Source organism: Peribacillus sp. NPDC101480, assembly GCF_050277335.1.
Classification (GTDB): domain Bacteria; phylum Bacillota; class Bacilli; order Bacillales; family DSM-1321; genus Peribacillus.
Genome location: NZ_JBNNSB010000002.1, coordinates 522,388 through 541,188 on the forward strand (window position 1 = coordinate 522,388; position 18,801 = coordinate 541,188).

General features: G+C 38.9%; 14 protein-coding genes and 1 pseudogene. 2 read left to right on the top strand and 13 right to left on the bottom strand.

Annotation, left to right across the window (positions count from 1 at the left end):
* Window positions 1-32: 32 nt before the first annotated feature.
* From ACQKMF_RS10030 to ACQKMF_RS10085, 12 genes and pseudogenes are all read right to left on the bottom strand, one after another.
* Window positions 33-2,116: pseudogene (locus ACQKMF_RS10030) on the bottom strand ((Fe-S)-binding protein).
* A 39-nt stretch (window positions 2,117-2,155) separates the two neighbouring features.
* Window positions 2,156-3,133, bottom strand: a complete 978-nt coding sequence (locus tag ACQKMF_RS10035; protein WP_427572866.1) for an electron transfer flavoprotein subunit alpha/FixB family protein — start codon at window positions 3,131-3,133, stop codon at window positions 2,156-2,158.
* Between the two features lie 14 nt (window positions 3,134-3,147).
* Window positions 3,148-3,921 (bottom strand): electron transfer flavoprotein subunit beta/FixA family protein, encoded by a 774-nt coding sequence (locus ACQKMF_RS10040; RefSeq protein ID WP_427572868.1) that lies wholly within the window; start codon window positions 3,919-3,921, stop codon window positions 3,148-3,150.
* Window positions 3,922-4,845: 924 nt separating this feature from the next.
* Entirely contained in the window at window positions 4,846-6,021 is a 1,176-nt protein-coding gene (locus ACQKMF_RS10045; protein WP_101221700.1) for a M20 family metallopeptidase, read from the bottom strand.
* 2 nt (window positions 6,022-6,023) lie between these two features.
* The gene (locus ACQKMF_RS10050; RefSeq protein ID WP_427572870.1) at window positions 6,024-7,250 is read right to left on the bottom strand and encodes a Zn-dependent hydrolase; all 1,227 of its coding nucleotides are present in this window, start codon (window positions 7,248-7,250) and stop codon (window positions 6,024-6,026) included.
* A 17-nt stretch (window positions 7,251-7,267) separates the two neighbouring features.
* On the bottom strand, window positions 7,268-8,455 hold the full coding sequence (locus tag ACQKMF_RS10055; protein WP_427572872.1) for a hypothetical protein: 1,188 nt from the start codon (window positions 8,453-8,455) through the stop codon (window positions 7,268-7,270).
* Window positions 8,456-9,251: 796 nt separating this feature from the next.
* Window positions 9,252-9,635 (bottom strand): YkvA family protein, encoded by a 384-nt coding sequence (locus tag ACQKMF_RS10060; protein WP_427572874.1) that lies wholly within the window; start codon window positions 9,633-9,635, stop codon window positions 9,252-9,254.
* A gap of 326 nt (window positions 9,636-9,961) precedes the next feature.
* Window positions 9,962-11,077 carry an o-succinylbenzoate synthase gene (gene menC / locus ACQKMF_RS10065; protein ID WP_427572876.1) on the bottom strand — a complete coding sequence of 372 codons (1,116 nt, stop codon included), beginning with the start codon at window positions 11,075-11,077 and terminating at the stop codon, window positions 9,962-9,964.
* A 96-nt stretch (window positions 11,078-11,173) separates the two neighbouring features.
* Complete coding sequence (locus tag ACQKMF_RS10070; RefSeq protein ID WP_260357294.1) at window positions 11,174-12,004, bottom strand: GNAT family N-acetyltransferase; 831 nt, start codon at window positions 12,002-12,004, stop codon at window positions 11,174-11,176.
* A gap of 143 nt (window positions 12,005-12,147) precedes the next feature.
* Window positions 12,148-13,632, bottom strand: coding sequence for an amino acid permease (locus tag ACQKMF_RS10075; protein ID WP_427572879.1), 1,485 nt, complete (start codon window positions 13,630-13,632; stop codon window positions 12,148-12,150).
* Window positions 13,633-13,659: 27 nt separating this feature from the next.
* Entirely contained in the window at window positions 13,660-14,790 is a 1,131-nt protein-coding gene (locus ACQKMF_RS10080; protein ID WP_427572881.1) for an amidohydrolase, read from the bottom strand.
* A gap of 34 nt (window positions 14,791-14,824) precedes the next feature.
* Entirely contained in the window at window positions 14,825-15,679 is an 855-nt protein-coding gene (locus ACQKMF_RS10085; protein ID WP_427572883.1) for a MurR/RpiR family transcriptional regulator, read from the bottom strand.
* 858 nt (window positions 15,680-16,537) lie between these two features.
* On the opposite strand from ACQKMF_RS10085, the gene ACQKMF_RS10090 reads away from it, so the two are divergent.
* Window positions 16,538-16,954 (top strand): PaaI family thioesterase, encoded by a 417-nt coding sequence (locus tag ACQKMF_RS10090; RefSeq protein WP_137018010.1) that lies wholly within the window; start codon window positions 16,538-16,540, stop codon window positions 16,952-16,954.
* A gap of 145 nt (window positions 16,955-17,099) precedes the next feature.
* On the opposite strand, the gene ACQKMF_RS10095 is transcribed toward ACQKMF_RS10090, so the two are convergent.
* Window positions 17,100-17,675, bottom strand: a complete 576-nt coding sequence (locus ACQKMF_RS10095; RefSeq protein ID WP_402942162.1) for a hypothetical protein — start codon at window positions 17,673-17,675, stop codon at window positions 17,100-17,102.
* A gap of 334 nt (window positions 17,676-18,009) precedes the next feature.
* Here ACQKMF_RS10095 and ACQKMF_RS10100 point away from each other — a divergent pair, with 334 nt between their 5' ends.
* Window positions 18,010-18,789: a hypothetical protein gene (locus ACQKMF_RS10100; protein WP_427572886.1), complete on the top strand. Its 780-nt coding sequence runs from the start codon at window positions 18,010-18,012 to the stop codon at window positions 18,787-18,789.
* The last annotated feature ends 12 nt before the right edge of the window (window positions 18,790-18,801 follow it).

Here is an 18,801-nt window from a genome sequence, read left to right on the forward strand (position 1 = left end):
ATCATTAATAAGCTTCACTGTAAAATTCTTAATTAGATCGCTAATTCTAAAATTTCGGCGATGTCCATGGTCTCAATGTCACCTTCCACTTCCATTGCTTTCGTTCCGTCACTAAGCATGGTTAAACAGTATGGACATCCACTTGAGATGGTAGAGGACTTAGTTGCAATGGCCTGTTCAGTTCTTGCCACGTTGACGCGGGTCCCCGTATCTTCTTCCATCCACATACGCCCACCAACAGCACCACAGCACATCGCCGTATCACGGCTGCGTTCCATTTCAATAAGCTTTACACCTGTAATCGATTTTAAGATTTCCCTTGGTGGATCATATACCTCATTGTACCTTCCTAAATAGCATGAATCATGGAATGTAATGGTCTCATTCACTTCGTTTTTCGGCACTAGTCTACCTTCTTTAATAAGCTCTGCAAGGAGTTCAGTATGATGGTACACTTCCGCTTCAAAGCCAAAGTCTGGATACTCATTTTTGAAAGTATTATAAGCATGAGGATCAATCGTTACAATTTTCTTCACGTCATTTTTTTCAAATTCTTCAATGTTCTTCGTTGCAAGTTCTTGGAATAGAAATTCATTTCCTAGACGCCTTGCTGTATCCCCCGAGTTCTTTTCTTTGCTTCCTAAAATGGCAAACTTTACGCCTGCTTCATTTAAAAGTTTTGCAAAAGATAAGGCAATTTTTTGACTTCGATTATCATAGGAACCCATAGAGCCCACCCAAAATAAATAGTCAAATTCCTCTCCTTGTTTCTTTAATTCCTTTACAGTAGGAATAGAGACATCTTCTCGTATCTCACGCCAATTTTCTCTCTCTTTACGGTTAAGCCCCCATGGATTTCCTTGGCGTTCAATATTTTGCATCGCACGCTGTGCATCTGCATCCAGCTTACCTTCTGTTAATACGAGGTAACGACGAAGATCAATGATTTTGTCCACATGCTCATTCATAACCGGACACTGATCTTCACAATTACGGCAAGTTGTACATGCCCAAATTTCCTCTTCTGTGATCACATCGCCAATAAGACTTGGAGAATCAAGAGTTGCCGCAACTTCTTTGGCACCACTAGATCTCGACATCATTGCAAGTTGATTCCCTTGTTTGCCAGCAAACGCAAATCCTGGCACCCATGGCGATTTGGACGTAACCGCAGCCCCTGTATTCGTTAAATGGTCTCTAGCTTAACAATCAAATCCATCGGAGAAAGCATCTTCCCCGTTACCGAAGCCGGACACATATTTGTACATCGTCCACATTCTGCACATGCATATAAATCAATCAGCTGCTGCTGGCTAAAATCTTGTATTTTCCCGACGCCATATTCCTCTACTTCTTCTTCCTCAAAATCAATTTTCTTTAATTTCCCAATAGGACCAACTTTCTTAAAAAAGATATTGAACATAGCGAATAGCTCGTGTGCTTGTTTAGACTGTGGCACAAATACCATGAAAGAAAAGACGATTATCATATGCACCCACCAAAATATATAGAACAACACAGTCCCTACCGTTGATCCAATACCGGAAAACAATAACGTAATAGCACCAGAAAATGGGGCGTAGGTCAGATTAGGTTCATGATCTAACATAATCGCTTCGAATCCTAATGTAACCAGGATTGATAAAGTTAAAGTACATAAAGCTATATAGACAAAGGCAGCTTTGCCATCACGCTTCCATTGTAATCGATTTAACTTTTCCCCATAGCGACGGAAGAATCCATATACGACCGCCAACAGCATAAGGAATGTCGCCCACTCCTGCAGAAGACTAAAATATTTATGCCCATCACCAAAAGGAAATTCATACCCTTTAATAAACCCTTTTATGATGAGTTCAATAAGTCCTACTTGAATGATAAAGAAGGTGTAAAATAATATTAAGTGCATCAGCCCGCTTTTCTTGTCTTTAAACAACTTTCGCTGTCCGAATCCATTCACTAACACAGCATTGATGCGCTCTTTAAAGCTTGGTTCAAATTCAACTTTTTTGCCCAGTTTCACAAACAAATAGCGGGTGTATACAAGCTGGACAAACAAGAAAACTGCATATCCTGACAGTGCTAAAAAAGCTAGTAAATTTAACAGTGATAGCATCTTGTTCCTCCTCCATTGTGAATAATTCAGTATTCTATATTAAACAGAAACCAGAACTTTTTTAAATTCTTCTGTTAAAAGAGGAACTACCTCAAATAAATCTCCCACAATACCATAGTCTGCAACTTGGAAAATGTTAGCCTCTGGGTCTTTGTTAATGGCAACAATGACTTTTGAATTTGACATTCCTGCCAAATGTTGAATGGCTCCAGAAATTCCGCAAGCAATGTATAAATCAGGTGTCACAACCTTTCCAGTTTGACCGATTTGCAGTGAATAATCACAATAATCAGCATCGCAAGCACCACGTGATGCTCCTACGGCACCACCCAATACGTTTGCAAGTTCCTGTAAAGGCTTGAATCCATCTTCGCTCTTAACACCTCGACCCCCGGCAACAATAACTTTTGCTTCTGATAAATCCACTCCTTCAGAGGTTTTGCGTACGATCTCTTTAATTACAGTACGAAGGTCTTTTATTTCAGCTTCAAACGAGCTTACTTCACCAGAGCGCTTCTCGTCTTTTTCGAGTGCAGCAATATTGTTTGGGCGAATGGTTGCAAATGTAATTCCATCGGTAATGACGTTCTTCTCAAATGCTTTTCCGGAGTAAATCGGGCGAGTAAATACGACTTGATCACCTATTACTTCAACAGCAATTGTGTCGGAAATTAATCCCGATTCGATTTTTGCGGCAATTTTTGGTGAAAGATCTTTTCCAAAAGCCGTATGCCCCATGATTATTCCTTCAGGCTTTTCAGCCTCAATGACCTGAAGCAATGCCTGTCCAAAGCCATCAGATGTATAAGATTTCAACTTTTCATTTTCAACTAAAACTACTCGATCAGCACCATATGCGATCATTTCATGTGCAAGGTCTGAGACATTAGCATTTAGAAGCACACCGACAACTTCACCGCCTTCAGAAACTGTTTTTGCTGCTGCAATCGCTTCAAATGATACATTTCGAAGAATACCATCACGAATTTCACCTATTACTAAAAGTTTTCTAGTCATTATGATTCCTCCCCTTAAATTACTTTAGCTTCTATATGAAGTAGATTTATTAGTTCTTTTATTTGATTTTCAAGCTCGCCTACCAGAATTTTTCCTGCTTCCTTTTTCGGTGGTAGATAAACCTCAATCGTTTTAGATTTAGGAGCTACATCGGCTTCTTCAAGATCAAGGTCATCTAGTTCCAATTCTTCAAGTGGCTTTTTCTTCGCCTTCATAATGCCAGGCAATGATGGATAACGTGGTTCATTTAATCCTTGTTGTGCTGTCACAAGTAATGGGAGCGCAGTTTCAATTATTTCACTATCTCCTTCTACATCACGCTCGATGACAACTGTTTTGCCATCAATATTAATTTTCGTAATGGTTGTTACAAACGGAATGTCTAGCAATTCAGCCAGACGCGGACCGACCTGACCGGAACTTTTATCAATTGAAGCATTTCCTCCTAAAATTAAGTCAAATTCATTTTCATTAAAATATTTTGATAGAATGCTAGAGGTTGTAACTGGATCACTTTCTTCAAGGTCATCTTCTGTATTGATTAAAACAGCTTGGTCACACCCCATGGCAAGTGCTGTCCGCAATTGTTTCTCAGCCTCTTCATTGCCAATTGTGGCAACTGTAACAGTTCCACCATGTTTATCTTTTAATAGAATCGCCTCTTCGATTGCATACTCATCATACGGATTTATGATGAATTCTGCCCCTCCCTCATCAATTACTCCATTTGTTATGTTTATTTTTTCCTCAGTATCAAACGTTCTTTTTAATAGGACATAAATATTCATTGTTATTTCTCCCCATTTTATAGAATTTATTGTTTTATAAAGCTTGCTTACTAGCTTAAATTTTTTTTTGATTCTTAAATCAAACAGTAAAATCCCCTAAAGCATTCTTATCCCCTCATCCTTCATGATTTATCAAGAATCCATAAAGGTTAAAAAAGCATATATTTGTATAATATTCCCACCCACCCCTTCATTATTTTTATGTAAAGAAGTATTTCTCTTACTAATTTACAATGCAATTATTGTGCCAATTTATATTCCACTAAGGAAATCACATGCTAAAGCGATTCCCTTGATTGTTTCTACATACATACAATCGAAAAAACACAATACAACTGTATCTATTTGGAGACAGTAATACTTTACAATGGACAATTTAGTGTTCAGTCAGTAAATCGATTCCTTTGCAAATAGAGATTGGATATAGAATCTATTCCTAAGCCCAACTCAAGACAACAATACTTGTGAGAAATAATAAAGGAGGTTTTGATGGAAATATCAACTTTCGAATGTTCCGTATCGCAAATAACCCAGGAATTTAGACTTATAGTCATTTTCCTGGGCTCGCTTCGCACTTATACAGATATACAATCATATCATTGTTTATTTATTATATTTGTTCCCTAATATTGTTCTTTCTCTAACAAAAGCTCATTCTGCTGATCACCATAATCAGGATTTCAAGTTCAATGGGAAACATACTTTTTCTTAATATAACAATTTTTTAAAAAATTAATGAGAGTCCAGAACAAGATCTTAAGGAATTTCCAATCACACATTATCCTTCTCTTTGCCTCTAGACGGATCACTTGATATGATGCATAAGTGAAATTTAACCCTTAACGCCAGAAGGCCGCCAATTGGCGGCCTTCTGACGTTCAAACACCCTTTAGTAATACCGGATTCCCTCTTTTATTCAGACCATTATTCGTTCAAATATGCCCATGCATATTGGGCATAAAGTTCTGCACCGGTAGCAAGCGCTTCTTCGTCGATGTTGAATTTTCCGTGATGGTGTGCCCATTCCGTATCTTTTTCAGGATTTCCTGATCCAACTAAAGCGAAGCTTCCAGGTACTTCATCTAAATAGAAGCTAAAGTCTTCGCCACCCATTGTTGGCTTTTCATTATATATTGCGTCATCGCCAAACGCATTTGAGGCAACTTTTTGCACTAATTTTGCACTGTATTCATCATTGATGACAGCTTGTGTTCCGCGGTAGTACTCAACCTTTGCGGTCGCACCGTAAATGTTCGCAACATTTTCAGCATAAATCTGGAGCTGCTTTTCAATATGGTCACGTGTTTTAGGATCAAAGCAACGGACAGTCCCTTCAATGACGGCATTTTCTGCAATGACATTAAATCGTGTGCCAACGACCATTTTTCCAACTGTCAAAACAGCGGGATTTTGGGGGTCGACCGTTCTTGATACGACAGACTGTACGTTCATGACGAATGAAGAGGCAACAATAGTAGCATCGATACAATCCTGTGGCATTGCACCATGTCCCCCTCTTCCTTTAAACGTTACTGTAAAGATATCTGCTGAAGCGAATGAAGGTCCTTGAGTACAAGCAACCGTGTTTGTTGGCATTTGCGACCAAATATGTATGCCAAAAACATTATCAACACCCTCAACAGCCCCTTGTTTAACCATTTCCCTTGCACCTGTTGCCACTTCTTCAGCTGGTTGAAATATTAATCGCACATTCCCAGGTAATTCTTCTTTTATTACGTTTAGTGCCTTAGCTGCAATTAATAGCATTGATGTGTGCGCATCATGTCCACATGCATGCATTTTCCCTTCTTCTTTTGAAGCATACGGCAAGTCTTTATTTAATTCTTCAACAGAAAGGGCGTCCATATCTGCTCTTAATGCTACCGTCTTTCCTGCCTTACCGCCTTTAATTTCTGCAATGACACCTGTTGGTTCCGCTTTTCGATAAGTAATCCCTAATTTTTCAAGGTAGTCACAAACAAAGGCAGTTGTATTTTCTTCTTCCCATGATAACTCAGGTTCGCTATGAAGTTTTCTGCGTATTTCTGTTAATTCATCACTATAATTTTGAATCGCTTCTTTTATCGTTTGATTAATCATTCTTATTCTACCTCCGTTAAACATTTAGCCACTTCGTAAAATATTTGCACTCCATTTGCCAAATGACGTGCATCAGACCATTCCTCTGGACAATGACTTAGTCCTGCTTTACTTGGAACAAAAAGCATGCCAACATCAGTCACATCTGAAAAAACCATCGCATCATGACCTGCTCCACTATCAATGGAACAGTATGGAATTTCCAAATCAGAACTTTTATCTTTTAATAAATCCTTAATCTCATTACTCAATATCTTTGGCGGCATATACAACAGCTGTTCCGCCGTTGTATGGATCCCCTGTACCTGATAGGATTCGATTAATTCTTTCATCCGCCTGATGACATTGTTAATATGTTCTTCCTTGCTTGATCGAATATCTACCGAAAATACCACTTTATTCGGTATGACGTTTGCTCCATTTGGTAAAACATCTAGTCGTCCTGTCGTTATAACCGTTCCTTCTCCTTCCTCAATTGCAAAGCTCGGTAATTGAGAAATAATTTGAGCGGCAGCAACCAATGCGTCCGTACGGCGATCCATTGGGGTTGTGCCTGCATGTCCTGCCTTTCCTTCACTGGTTACTTCAAATTGAGTTAAACCAACAATAGCTTCTACAACACCAATGGGGATATTCTTCTCTTCAAGGATTGGTCCTTGTTCTATATGCAATTCGAGAAATGCTTTAATGCTATTGGGATTTCTTCTTTTCGGAAGAGAGAAATCCAGTCCAACTTTTGACATCGCTTCAATGGTTGTGATACCATCTTTATCCTTTAAATTTTTAAAACTTTCCTCACTAAGCGTTCCCACTATTCCTCTCGACCCCATTAGCCCTCCGCCAAAACGAGCTCCTTCTTCTTCAATCAGGGCAACGATTTCCAATGGATATTTAGGTGTTAATTGATTTTCTGAAAATAGGGCAGCCACTTCAAGTGCGACAATTACACCTGCTGGTCCGTCATACGCACCGCCATTTGGTACGGAATCAAAATGTGAACCTAACAGAACGCTTGGTGCATCTTTTAAAGTACCCCCAAGCTTTCCAAAAATATTTCCAAATCCATCTTCCTGTACTGTCAGGCCGTAATCCATCATTTTATTTTTTATATAATTACGTGTAAGCAAGTCTTCCTTGCTATACGTAAGCCGGGTAGTCCCTTCTCCGGGTGTTGATGTAAATTCGCCCAAATCACTTATTTGCTTTTCTATACGTTCGCTAAGACTCACTTAGAATCCCTCCTATTTTACAAGAATTGTACGAATATTCCTGCCAAAATAACCGACACGATTGTTACCGATATAAATCCGCCAACAAGCATCGGCGGCAGCATATGGCTTAGCAATGCTTCTTTTTCATTTTCATCTTTTGTTAATGAATTTACGACTTCATTGGTGATAATGTAATCAGCTGGAAATCCGTATAATGCTGTTAAAGATACAGCAAAGGCCATTTCTTTGCTGACTTTTAACAATTTCCCTGCTATGAATGAGAATATATACATACCTATCACAGCTAAGATAATGCAAACAACAAGTGGGTAAAGAATCTCCATCATCATACTTGGTGTTGCATTTTTCAATCCATCAAAGACGAAAAGCATAAGGGCCATGATCGCAAATCCAAATCCATTTGCTTTTTGCAGTGTCTGTCTTTCCAAGAAACCGACACTTTTTCCGATAACCCCGAATAGTAAGCAAAGAACAAATGCATTTATAGATATAATCGGCTCTAATCCACTCGAAACTAGGTAAGCAAGTAAAGCAACAACTGCAAGTCTTAAAAATTTGAAATATTCCGTATTATATTTTTCAGGAAGTTTCTTGAACAGCTTAAGTTCCGTCATACCTTCTGCAGCGGATGCAGTTTCATCCTTTTTTACCGTTAACTTTCCATTGCGGTATTGCCCCAAAAGCTTCTTCCCTTCTTTCTTCAAGACAATTGAAGTTAAAGGATATCCAGCGAAGCCTTGCATTACATAAATAACAATGGCAAAAACGGACAAGCTCGTAAGTCCTGCATCTGCCGCTCCTTCTGACATGATTATTGAAGAAACCATACCTCCCACTAAAGGTGGAACCGCTACAAGGACAGTTTGCAGATCAAAAATAAAGATGCCAATTCCGAATAATAGTGCAACAATGCCAAGAATGCCAGATAAGGAGATGACAATCGTCTTCCATTGATTCACCAATTCCCTTATTGAAAGCAATGTCCCCATATTCGTGATCAATAAGTACATCATCATGGTTGCCACTACCGGTGGAACACCTGCTATTGAAACGATGTCTTGCGGAAAGAATGTCCAATAACCACATAGAAATAGGATCGCCGAAATGAAAACGGAAGGTACCCAGGCTTTTGTTCGAACCGCCACTATGTCCCCTACAAATAAAATCAGAATAACAATAACCAAAGCCAACATCTGTGACATATGAGTTCCCTCACCTTCCAAATTAATAGTTTGAATATTCTTATAAAATAATAACATTGAATAGTCTAAATTTAGAGATAATTTGATATTTTCAGGTAAATGTACACAGATAATAGGAAATGTAAGTGCTTTATTTCTGATTTCAAACACCAAATATTCTCAAATAATTATATGGTTGGGTATATCAAAATAATTTTTCTTTGGATACCTCTTTATCTCGGTAGTGAATAAAACAACTAACACAAACTAATCTAAACCTATTATTTCAAAAAGAAAAAGCCGTCTAAGGACAGCTCAGATTAATTAGTAATTAATATCCTGTTATTTTTCACTGTAAATAATCCGATATGTTTATTAAAGTTGTAAAGGTTTGGGGGAATCAACAGTGGGGTGATCAGGCTGGTGCATTAAAGAGTCTTCTTGAAGAAATTTTAAACGGAGCAGTTGGAATGGCATGGCAAGAGAAATGGGATGATTGTTAGTCTGTGCCTATGATGCAGAACGAGTCCTGACTCGCTCAATACCGCACCGCATTATTATGTCAGGGGCTGAATCAACATTAATAGAATAAGAAATTTTCCTTTAGGCTCCTTTTTCTTTTTATAAAAGGCCGCTAATTGGCAGCCTTATTATAAAAAGAATCCAGTTAATAGATCTATCTCTAAAATTTTCAGTTCCAATTTGATACTATTTTTGACCAAGCCAAATACCCCGACAAATTTTCTAAGAGGATTTTCCTTTGTTTCAAAAAACCGTAAACACACTAACTCTAGGAATGTTTCTTTTCTAGCAACCGTTAATTAAGTAAGCGATAAATATTAATAAATGCCCATATTAAAATTAAGCCCCAAATCAATACTATTATTGATCCGACTATCCAATTCTTTGGCTTACCGTTTTTCATCATTTCTCCTGCCTTACTTTCACAGTCGGTTAATACTGACTTTGGTATCATCTTTAATGCAATAATTATTCCTAATGGAACAAGAATTACATCGTCTAAGTAACCAAGAATAGGTATGAAATCAGGTATTAGGTCTATCGGACTGAATGCATAAGCTACAACACAAGCCGTAAAAACTTTTGCATGCCAAGGCACCCGTTCATCTTTACAAGCAAAGTAAAGGATAAAAATCTGTCTTTTTAAATTTCCCGTCCAAGTCTTAATTTTCTTAAACATTTTATCTCCTAATTATAGTTAAGAATTTAATTCCATTATAACAAATAGGATTTACACTAACCTCCCTCAAAAAACTAATCACGATTTGCTCTTGAATTCTTACGATTGATAGCCATTTCATTAACCATTATCTATTTAAGATCAGCATTACTCCTCTAGGATAGTTGTTTATCGAAACGTTGTCTTTACCTTTATCGAAGTATTGCAAGTAATTCCAATCATTATGTGTTAAAAAAAGGCATGCTCCCTTTTTCGGGAGTCATGCCTTTATGTAAGGAAAATAGATGTTGCAGGAAGTAACTACCCTAGCCATTTCTATCAACATTCTAAATTAAATGATAGGTTTGACTTTGTATAGTATACTTATTGATTTTTTCCATGCTTGGTTCAAAGCCAATACCGGGCAATTCTGGAACACTGATTATTCCGTTTTCCACTGTTACTTCAGGGTCAGTAATATCTTCTGCCCAATAGAGGGAGGAAGCTGCGGTATCGCCGGGAAGCGTGAAGTTAGGCAGTGAAGTGATTGCAATATTATGTGCTCTTCCGATGCCTGATTCCAGCATACCCCCACACCAAAGCGGAATTTCATGTTCAAGACATAAATCATGGATTTTCCTGGATTCAGTCAAACCTCCGACACGGCCAATTTTGATATTAATAATTTTACAGCTGCCCAATTTAATAGCTTTCCTGGCATCCGCTAATGAGTGAATGCTTTCATCCAGGCAAATAGGTGTTTTTAGCCTTGACTGTAAATCTGCATGGTCAATGATATCATTATAGGCAAGCGGCTGTTCAATCATCATTAAATTAAAATCATCCAAGGCTAATAACCCGTCTATATCTTGTAAGGTATAAGCTGAATTTGCATCTGCCATGAGCGGGATATCAGGATATACTTTTCTGACCTTGTCTATTAATTCAACATCCCAGCCGGGTTTGATTTTTAGTTTAAAGCGTTTATAGCCTTCACCGAGTCGAGCTTCTATTATATCTAGTGTCGAATCAATCGAATCCTGTATACCGATGCTTACCCCCACTTCAATTTTCTTTTTTGTTCCACCTAACGCATTTGAAAGAGAAGCACCCTGTTTTTTAGCATACAGATCCCAAACAGCACCCTCTAAAGCGGCTTTTGCCATGTAATTGCCACGAATATGGGTGAAATATTTTTCGGAGATTTCATCAGGATGCTTGATTTCATTTTTAAGGATAATTGGAATTAGATAATCTTCGAGTATATGCCAGTTCGTTTTTAAGGTCTCTTCATTATACAAAGGGTCGAGCATCGCAACCGATTCAGCCCAACCGGAAATGCCATCATCACTTTTTGCTTCCACAAGGATAAAATCCCGATTGTATTCCGTCCCAAAGCTAGTTGTAAAGGGGTGAAGCAAGTCAAGCTTCAGATGCCTTAAAATAACTTGTTTAATTTTCACTAGTGGATTCTCCTTTTGGGGATAAAACTGTTTGCCCCAGTCTTTTTAATAGCTGACAGCAGCATATTGTTAATTCATAGTTAAATATAAACCTGCTTATTTCCTTGATAGCACATAAAACTGAACGGGAATTTCCGTCATGGAATTCTTCATAAAATCTGTTACCTGCCATCCTTGCTGAAATAAATCACTAAAAATGTCCCTCGTTTTCATCCGCCATTCATTAGCCGCTTGAATATTTGTGGCTCTTATTGTTCGGAAGTCCTTTGGAATGGCCACAAAAGCTGTATCACATTCTTGTTCAGGCAGCGGAAGAGTGAAAGAAGGAACAGGCACTCCCTCATCAATGGCATCCCATTGGATAAGCGAGTTTTCTATCACAAAGTCCAACGGTAATCCTTGTCCGTTAGAATCCGTTTTCTCCTTTTTACCAATATGCCATTCGACAAGAAAGCGGTCAGAAGGAATTCCGCTGTTTAATAGATCTTCCATTTCACCATAGCAGTTTGGTATATATGTGGAACATACCCCGCCAAGCTTGGCTATATTTAAATACCCATTAACACTTTCTAATGGATCGTATGTCCAGGTAATAAGGGAATAGCCGAGCTTTATCGCCTCGTCACGTTGTGCTGACTTTAACTTTTCCCCTATACCTTTGTTGCGAAATTGCTCATCAATTCCTAGAATATGTGAACAAAGATAGGCTGATTGCCCATTGAATCCCGGAAAGCTGTATTGAAATCCAATCAGCTTCTCCTCGCAATAAGCTCCTATAACCAAACCTCCGTTTTTCACAGCAGTTATGGTTTGGTGTGAAGGGATTGAGTCGGTTTCTCCCCAAATGGCGGATTCTAGTTTTCTTACTTCCTCTAGCTCTTCAATTCGATGAAGAGAACGAATTGCAATTTCATGTGTATTAGTCATGGTAAACCTCCTATGAAAAGCACAAGCGCCTTGATCGGCCCAACATAAGATGGACAAGTAAGTTCCACAGCTGACGGCTTATCTTGCAAGGCGCTGGAGCTATCTTTTAAATACTTTATGTTTACGAAATACTCTCTTATTTGTTATTCCACTTTACTGAAATCAGCCTCTTGCAATGGAATCACTTTTGTCCTCTTTACGATTTTATAACCTAGAAAAGCCAGGAAAAATAAAGGAAGCCCGATATAAGAAATTAAAATTCCATACCAGTCAATCTCAGAACCGAAAAATGCAGAGTAATTTTGCCCCAGGATAGCCGTAACACATAAAAATGTCGCTAATATCGGACCAAATGGATACCATTTTGATACATACGGCAAATCTTTTAAATCTCTTCCTTGTGCTATATATGCCTTCCGGAATCGATAATGTGTAATCGAAATTCCTAACCAGGATAAAAAGCCGGATAAACCTGCAGCATTCAATAACCAATTGTAAATCGTACCTTCACCGAAGAAAGAGGTCAGGAAAGCTGCCATCCCAACGATGGTAGAAAAGTACACAGCATTCACTGGAATGCCGCCTGAATTCACCTTTTTTAGAAACGAAGGAGCTTTGCCTTCTTTCGCCAGCACCCAAAGCACGCGAGAAGCTCCGTACATGGCCGAATTGCCCGCAGAAAGAACGGAAGTAAGAATGACAACATTCATAACAGAGGCAGCGATGGCTAGCCCTGCGTTTTGAAAAACTAGTGTAAAGGGACTTACCGCAATATCTTCAATATTCGAGCTTAACAAACGCGGATCATTATAGCTTATTAAAAATCCAATCACGATTATTGCCAATACATAAAACAAGAGCAGTCTCCAGAAGATTTGCTTAATGGCCTTTGGTATATTTTTTCTTGGGTTTTCACTCTCGCCGGCTGCAATTCCTACTAACTCGGTGCCTTGAAAGGCAAACCCGACCACCATAAAGACACTTATAACGGATAAAAAGCCTCCTTTAAACGGTGCCTCCCCTTTGGTGATATTTTCAAAACCTACAGCATCCCCTCCCATGATTCCTACAATCATTAATAACCCTACTGCGATAAAGATGATAATAGTCAAAACCTTTATAATGGCAAACCAGAATTCTGATTCTCCATATCCTTTTACCGATAAAATATTAAGGCCAAATATGAGTGCAAGAAATAATGCGCTCCAAATGATGCCCGGAACAGAAGGCAGCCAATATTTCATAATAAGGGAGGAAGCTGCTAATTCCAATGCGACTACGATTGCATTGTTATACCAATAGTTCCAGCCGATCGCAAATCCTAAAGCCGGATCGACAAACCTTGATGTATATGTACTAAAAGAGCCTGTAATAGGAATAAGGGCAGCCATTTCGGCTAAGCTTGTCATCAGGAAGAAAACCATGATTCCGGCAATTATATAGGCAGCTACAGCTCCTCCCGGACCCGCAGTATGAATAATGGAACCGCTTGCTAAAAATAGCCCTGTTCCAATGGTTCCGCCGATTGCGATCATTGAAAGATGCCTTGGTTTGAGTTTTCGCTCCAGTTGTTTTTCTTCAGCAGCTGTTTGGTCCCCGGTTTGTGATGTTAGTGCGGTATTTTCCATAAAACACCCCTTCATTAATTTTCTAAGTTATTCTCCTGCCGTCATCATTACTGTGTTAATTAAAATTTTCGTTCCATAAATAAGTGCTTTTAAATTGAACATCATATCCGGATGGTGCAGACCAGGCGTTAGATCGCAGCCTAACCCTATCATGGTTGCTGTTAATTCAGGATTTTTGGCTGTATAAAAATGAAAATCCTCGCCTCCTTGAGAAACACAGACCGGAACGACATTTTCCGCCCCAAGGATATCTTCTATTGCGGCCTCAGCCAGCTTTATCGCTTTTTCATGCAAGGTTGCAGCGGGGACATATTCTTCGGCTGACCAGGAGATGGATGTTTCAGTTTGTTCCATTGTCTGGTCAATAGCATCCTTCGTTAAGCGATTCAGTTCATTCATTACATCATTAGACTGCGCTCTGGCATCAATAGCAAAGAAAGCTGTTTCCGGGATGACGTTTGATGCTTTGTTGTTTGTTTCAAATTGAGTCATTTTGATGGAATAAGGAGTTTCGGTTTCCAGATTAAGCTGCTGTAATTTTTGGACAAGCAAAGCTGCTGCCTCGATTACATTTATTCCATCTTGCGGACGGGAAGCATGGGCCTGAATGCCTTTGATTGTTCCCCTTATTGTTTCGGCTGAGCCATGGACAATGACGGGGGAAGCCTTCATATAAGGAACTTCCGTACTGGGCCTTACATGAATCCCGAATAAATATGTAACATTCTCCAACGCGCCATCATTGATCATTTGAAGAGCGCCTTCCCCTTTTTCTTCCGCAGGCTGAAATATAAATCGGAGAGTGTGTTTAGGCCGGATTCCGCAGGAGGCAATGGCCAATGCTGTATATAAAACCATTGTGCTATGTGCGTCATGTCCACATGAATGATTTGCCTTTACAACTCCATCTACTTCCTGAACTAGCGCATCCATATCAGCCCTTAATGCCACAACCTTTTTTGAGATGCCTGGAATCTCGGCAATGATTCCATAATTGCTCTGAAATGTTTTTACGGTTATTCCCGCTTCCCTAAGACATTTTAAAATATAGCTAGACGTTCTTTTCTCCTGCCAGCTTGGCTCAGCCAAGGAATGCAGGTCAAGATAGGACTTCAACAATAATTCTTGATGCTGATCAATATATTGAATCGGGTTCATAATGATGCACCTCCCCCTTTACATGAATTTAAACTCATTCATTAAACACTTCATAACTTGAATATAGCCTTTCTAATTTTTGCTGATGGGTATATATCCGTTTTGCGTCTTTTTGATGTATGCCTGCAATAACCAAGTCCAATAAGCTAATGACGGAAGCGATTGAATTCGTTCCGGTTTCTGCGTTTTCTTCAGTTGTCAGTGCAATATCAGAGATACGGCCAACAGGTGACAGGAGGCGGTCTGTAACTGAAATTAAACAAACTCCTTGTTCTTTTGCACACTCCGCAACTTTTAATGTTTCATTCGCATATCTTGGAAGGGAAAAAACAACTATCACAGATTTGTTAGTGAGGTTACAAAACTTTTCATAGAAGTCGCCTGTTGGTGAACATAAACTTACATTTTCCCTTAATGAACTTAACGTATAGGAGAACCAATAGGCGGCGGCATGGGAAATACGATGCCCTGCAATTAATATTTGGTCAGCCTTGATCAAGACATCGACCGCTTTCCATATATCCTGAACGTTCGTATGATCTAATAGATGTCTTAAAATATGAACTTCGTTTTCTATCACTTTGGTAAATGGATCTTGCTTGTCATCAATGCTAAGAGTGGAATCACTATTGGATATATCCGTTTGGTTTTGGTGCAGCAGCTGTTTTTGAATTCTATCCTGCATTTTACTAAACCCTTCAAATCCCAATGAATAGGAAAACCGAATGACCGTTGTTTCACTAACCTCAGCTTCCCGCCCAATTTGAAAAGCCGTTTTAAAGGCAGCTTGATCCAAATTTTCAATCAGGTAAGCGGCAACCTTTTTTTGACCTGTCGATAGATGGTCAAATCTTTCTTTCACTAATAATTTAAATGGTAGATTTTCCACATTATCACTCCTTTCTGGTGAATCAAATACTTCTTTTCAATAAAATGATGAAGGTAATACTTCTTTGTTTTATACACTATCACAATTTAATTAGAAAAAGAAGAAGTTTTTGATTTTTTTGATAATTATTAACTTCGAACTTCCCTACAGTTTTTTATAAAATAATATTCCCGTAGATTTCAGAAATCCGCTCCCTTTCCGCCGACTGTCTGCCAAGCCTCCTCGACGCAAGCGTCTGTGGGGTCTAGGCTAGCCAGTTTTTCGGCAGGAGTGTCGCAAATTTCTTCAACCTAATATGGATTACAGTACAAAAACATGAAGGATAATCCAGTCTTAAACTTGGTTCGGAATGGACCAGCCTGACAGTTTTTATTTAAAAAACGTTCCCGGTGATTGGAACGGAAGGTGCGAGACTCCTGCGGGAAAAGCGTGTCTAGGGAAGACCCCGCAGGCGGAAGCCGAGGAGGCTCCCCAGACCGCCCGCGGAAAGCGAGTACCTGAAGTGGAAATCAAATCCACCACCATATTACATTTCTTGGTTGGTGGTGTGACCATTCCCGAACCACTTTTTTAGACAAAAGGGTTTCATCTGAATTTTTTATACAAGTGATTCGAACGGAAGGTGCGAGACTCCTGCGGGAAAAACGTGTCTAGGGGAGACCCCGCAGGCGGAAGTCAAGGAGGCTCCCCAGACGCCCGCGGAAAGCGAGTACCTGAAGTGGAAATCAAATCCACCACCAAATTACATTTCTTGGTTCGGGTCTCTAATTACTTTATATGTAAAATCAATAACTTCATTGACATCAAGATATATGTTAGAATATTCAGTAGTTTCAACTTATTCAAGGGGGCTATTTAATGGGGGAATCATCTAAAGGACACGAACTTTTACAAGTTATAACGGAAGGGAAACAGCCTCCGAATTGTGATTTAACGTTACAAATTGAAGCAAATTATGCCCAGGATGGAATTGCGAGAGGTGTATGGAAAGTAGATGAAAAGTTTATTAACGGAATTGGTGTAGCAATGGGTGGATTTGTCACTTCTGCTGCAGATATTATGATGGCTTATGCGATATCATCTAAATTAAGCATCGGACAATCCTTCGCATCGATTGATTTACATACTACCTTTCATCGACCAGTAAGATTAGGAGACGTACAAGTCGAAGCAAAAGTAGACCGAATCGGAAAAAAAACAGCTTATGTACTTGCAGATTTATTTCAAAATGATAAAAAAGTGGCAAGCGTTGTGTCATCAGTTATGATCCTTTAAACCATAAAAAAAGCATGTTGCACAAAAAGGCCCTTCGTAACATGCTTCTTTCATCCAGATAATCCGGTAAATCAAGAACATTTACCGCTTCGCCTAATCACTTCATTGTAAATCAATTTTATATTTTCTTTGGATAGACACCTCATCAAACAAGCCATCGCAGCACAGGGCTTTGGAGATCCATGGTGAATAGACCGTAATCAATGACGACCATTTCATCATTCTCGTTATATCCGACATTATCCAAACGCAAATCTATTGGGATAATACCGTACCTGAGGAATTTTAATTCCAAACTGATCAGTTTGGTATATTCCTTGATTGCAAACGGCACTTTCGTGTCCACCTTCTTCATGATTATCCAACCCGTCCCATACTCCTTAACTGGACATAAAAACTTTTTGACTTCCTCATTACAGTTATTGTATATATAGGCTTCATTTGCATTGCTTATTAGTCCTACTTGTGACAATGCAATTTTTAAAATATAGCCATTATTTAAATCATAGACGACCCGGTTAAAACCATGCCCGATCATTTTATACTCGAACTTGAGCGTTTTTCTGGCGGTAGATACTAATTGTCCAGCGGTTATATATATTTGGAATATCCCTATTTGAGATATCCAGGACTCAATGGCTTTTATCTCTTGCATGGACAGCATTGCACTTTTATTCGGCTGATGTAACTTTTCCTTACCATTGTTAATTGGCCACAACATTCCTTAAACGTCTCCTTTTTTAAAATTTGTTACTAGAGAGGTCTCCAGGGATGAGAAAACTATAAAAGAATAAAAGCATGTTCTCAGTTTTTCAAGATTTCCCCTTCGTTATATATATGATATGAATCTTTTATAAAACGGCTTGTACTGTAGCTGAGAAATCATTATCATGGACAGGGAACTTCGAATCATTTGGATGAACACGGAACTTGTTCTAGTAATCATAAGGATCAATCTTCAGGCACTCCCCTTTCCTTCTTTTGCAAAGAAAATGGTATATTATACTTTGACATCAACGGTTTAAGATAAGGAGTGATGAAGTATCCGTAAAAGATTGATCATTTCAACAATTGTTGGGTTATTGCTTATTTGTATAAGTGTAATTGCCTACAATTATTTTGAGAGCGATCAAACTGAAAAAGGGAAAAATGCGGAAGCCAAGGAATCCAAAATTCCTGAGGTGGAGGAATATGGCGGGATCCATCTTAAAGAAGTCGGCGATAAGGTTCGCCAAAAAAATTGGGGATCATTCACATTACTAGAATCGAAGTCTATTAATGAGTCATTTGAATTGGCACCGATGGTCATCACAGTCAAGGATATCCGCAGGATTCAATTATCATCACTCACAGATGAAGCAAAGGAGGAGCTCAAGTCCTATACAGGATTGAGTTTTGAAGAGGCCTATTCGATATATTATAAAGAGAATTTATCCATGGAGGAAATCGATCAACAGGCGGCGTTGTCTAAAACGGATATCGATGAAGAGGTTTCTTATCTAGAGATAACTTATTCTATTGAAAATAAAGATTCGAAGGAACTTCAGTTCTTCAGCATGGAAAATGTTACTTTCAATGATGATCTTACATATGATGTGCCTTCTAAAAGTTTCATCCATTCCGGGGATACTTTTATAGGGACAAAAAAAGTAAGTCGATCAGATTACCAACCAGGAGAATTGAGAAAAGGCACAATTGGTTTATTGGTCGATCCAGAGGCAAAATTAGATCGGCTCGATTCCTTTTCATTCACTACCGATGATATAGCGGATGGTGAGTCTCATGAATTACTGGTGGATGGGACTTCATTTGAAATTCCCCTAAAAGAAAAGTAGTTTTATAGTCTA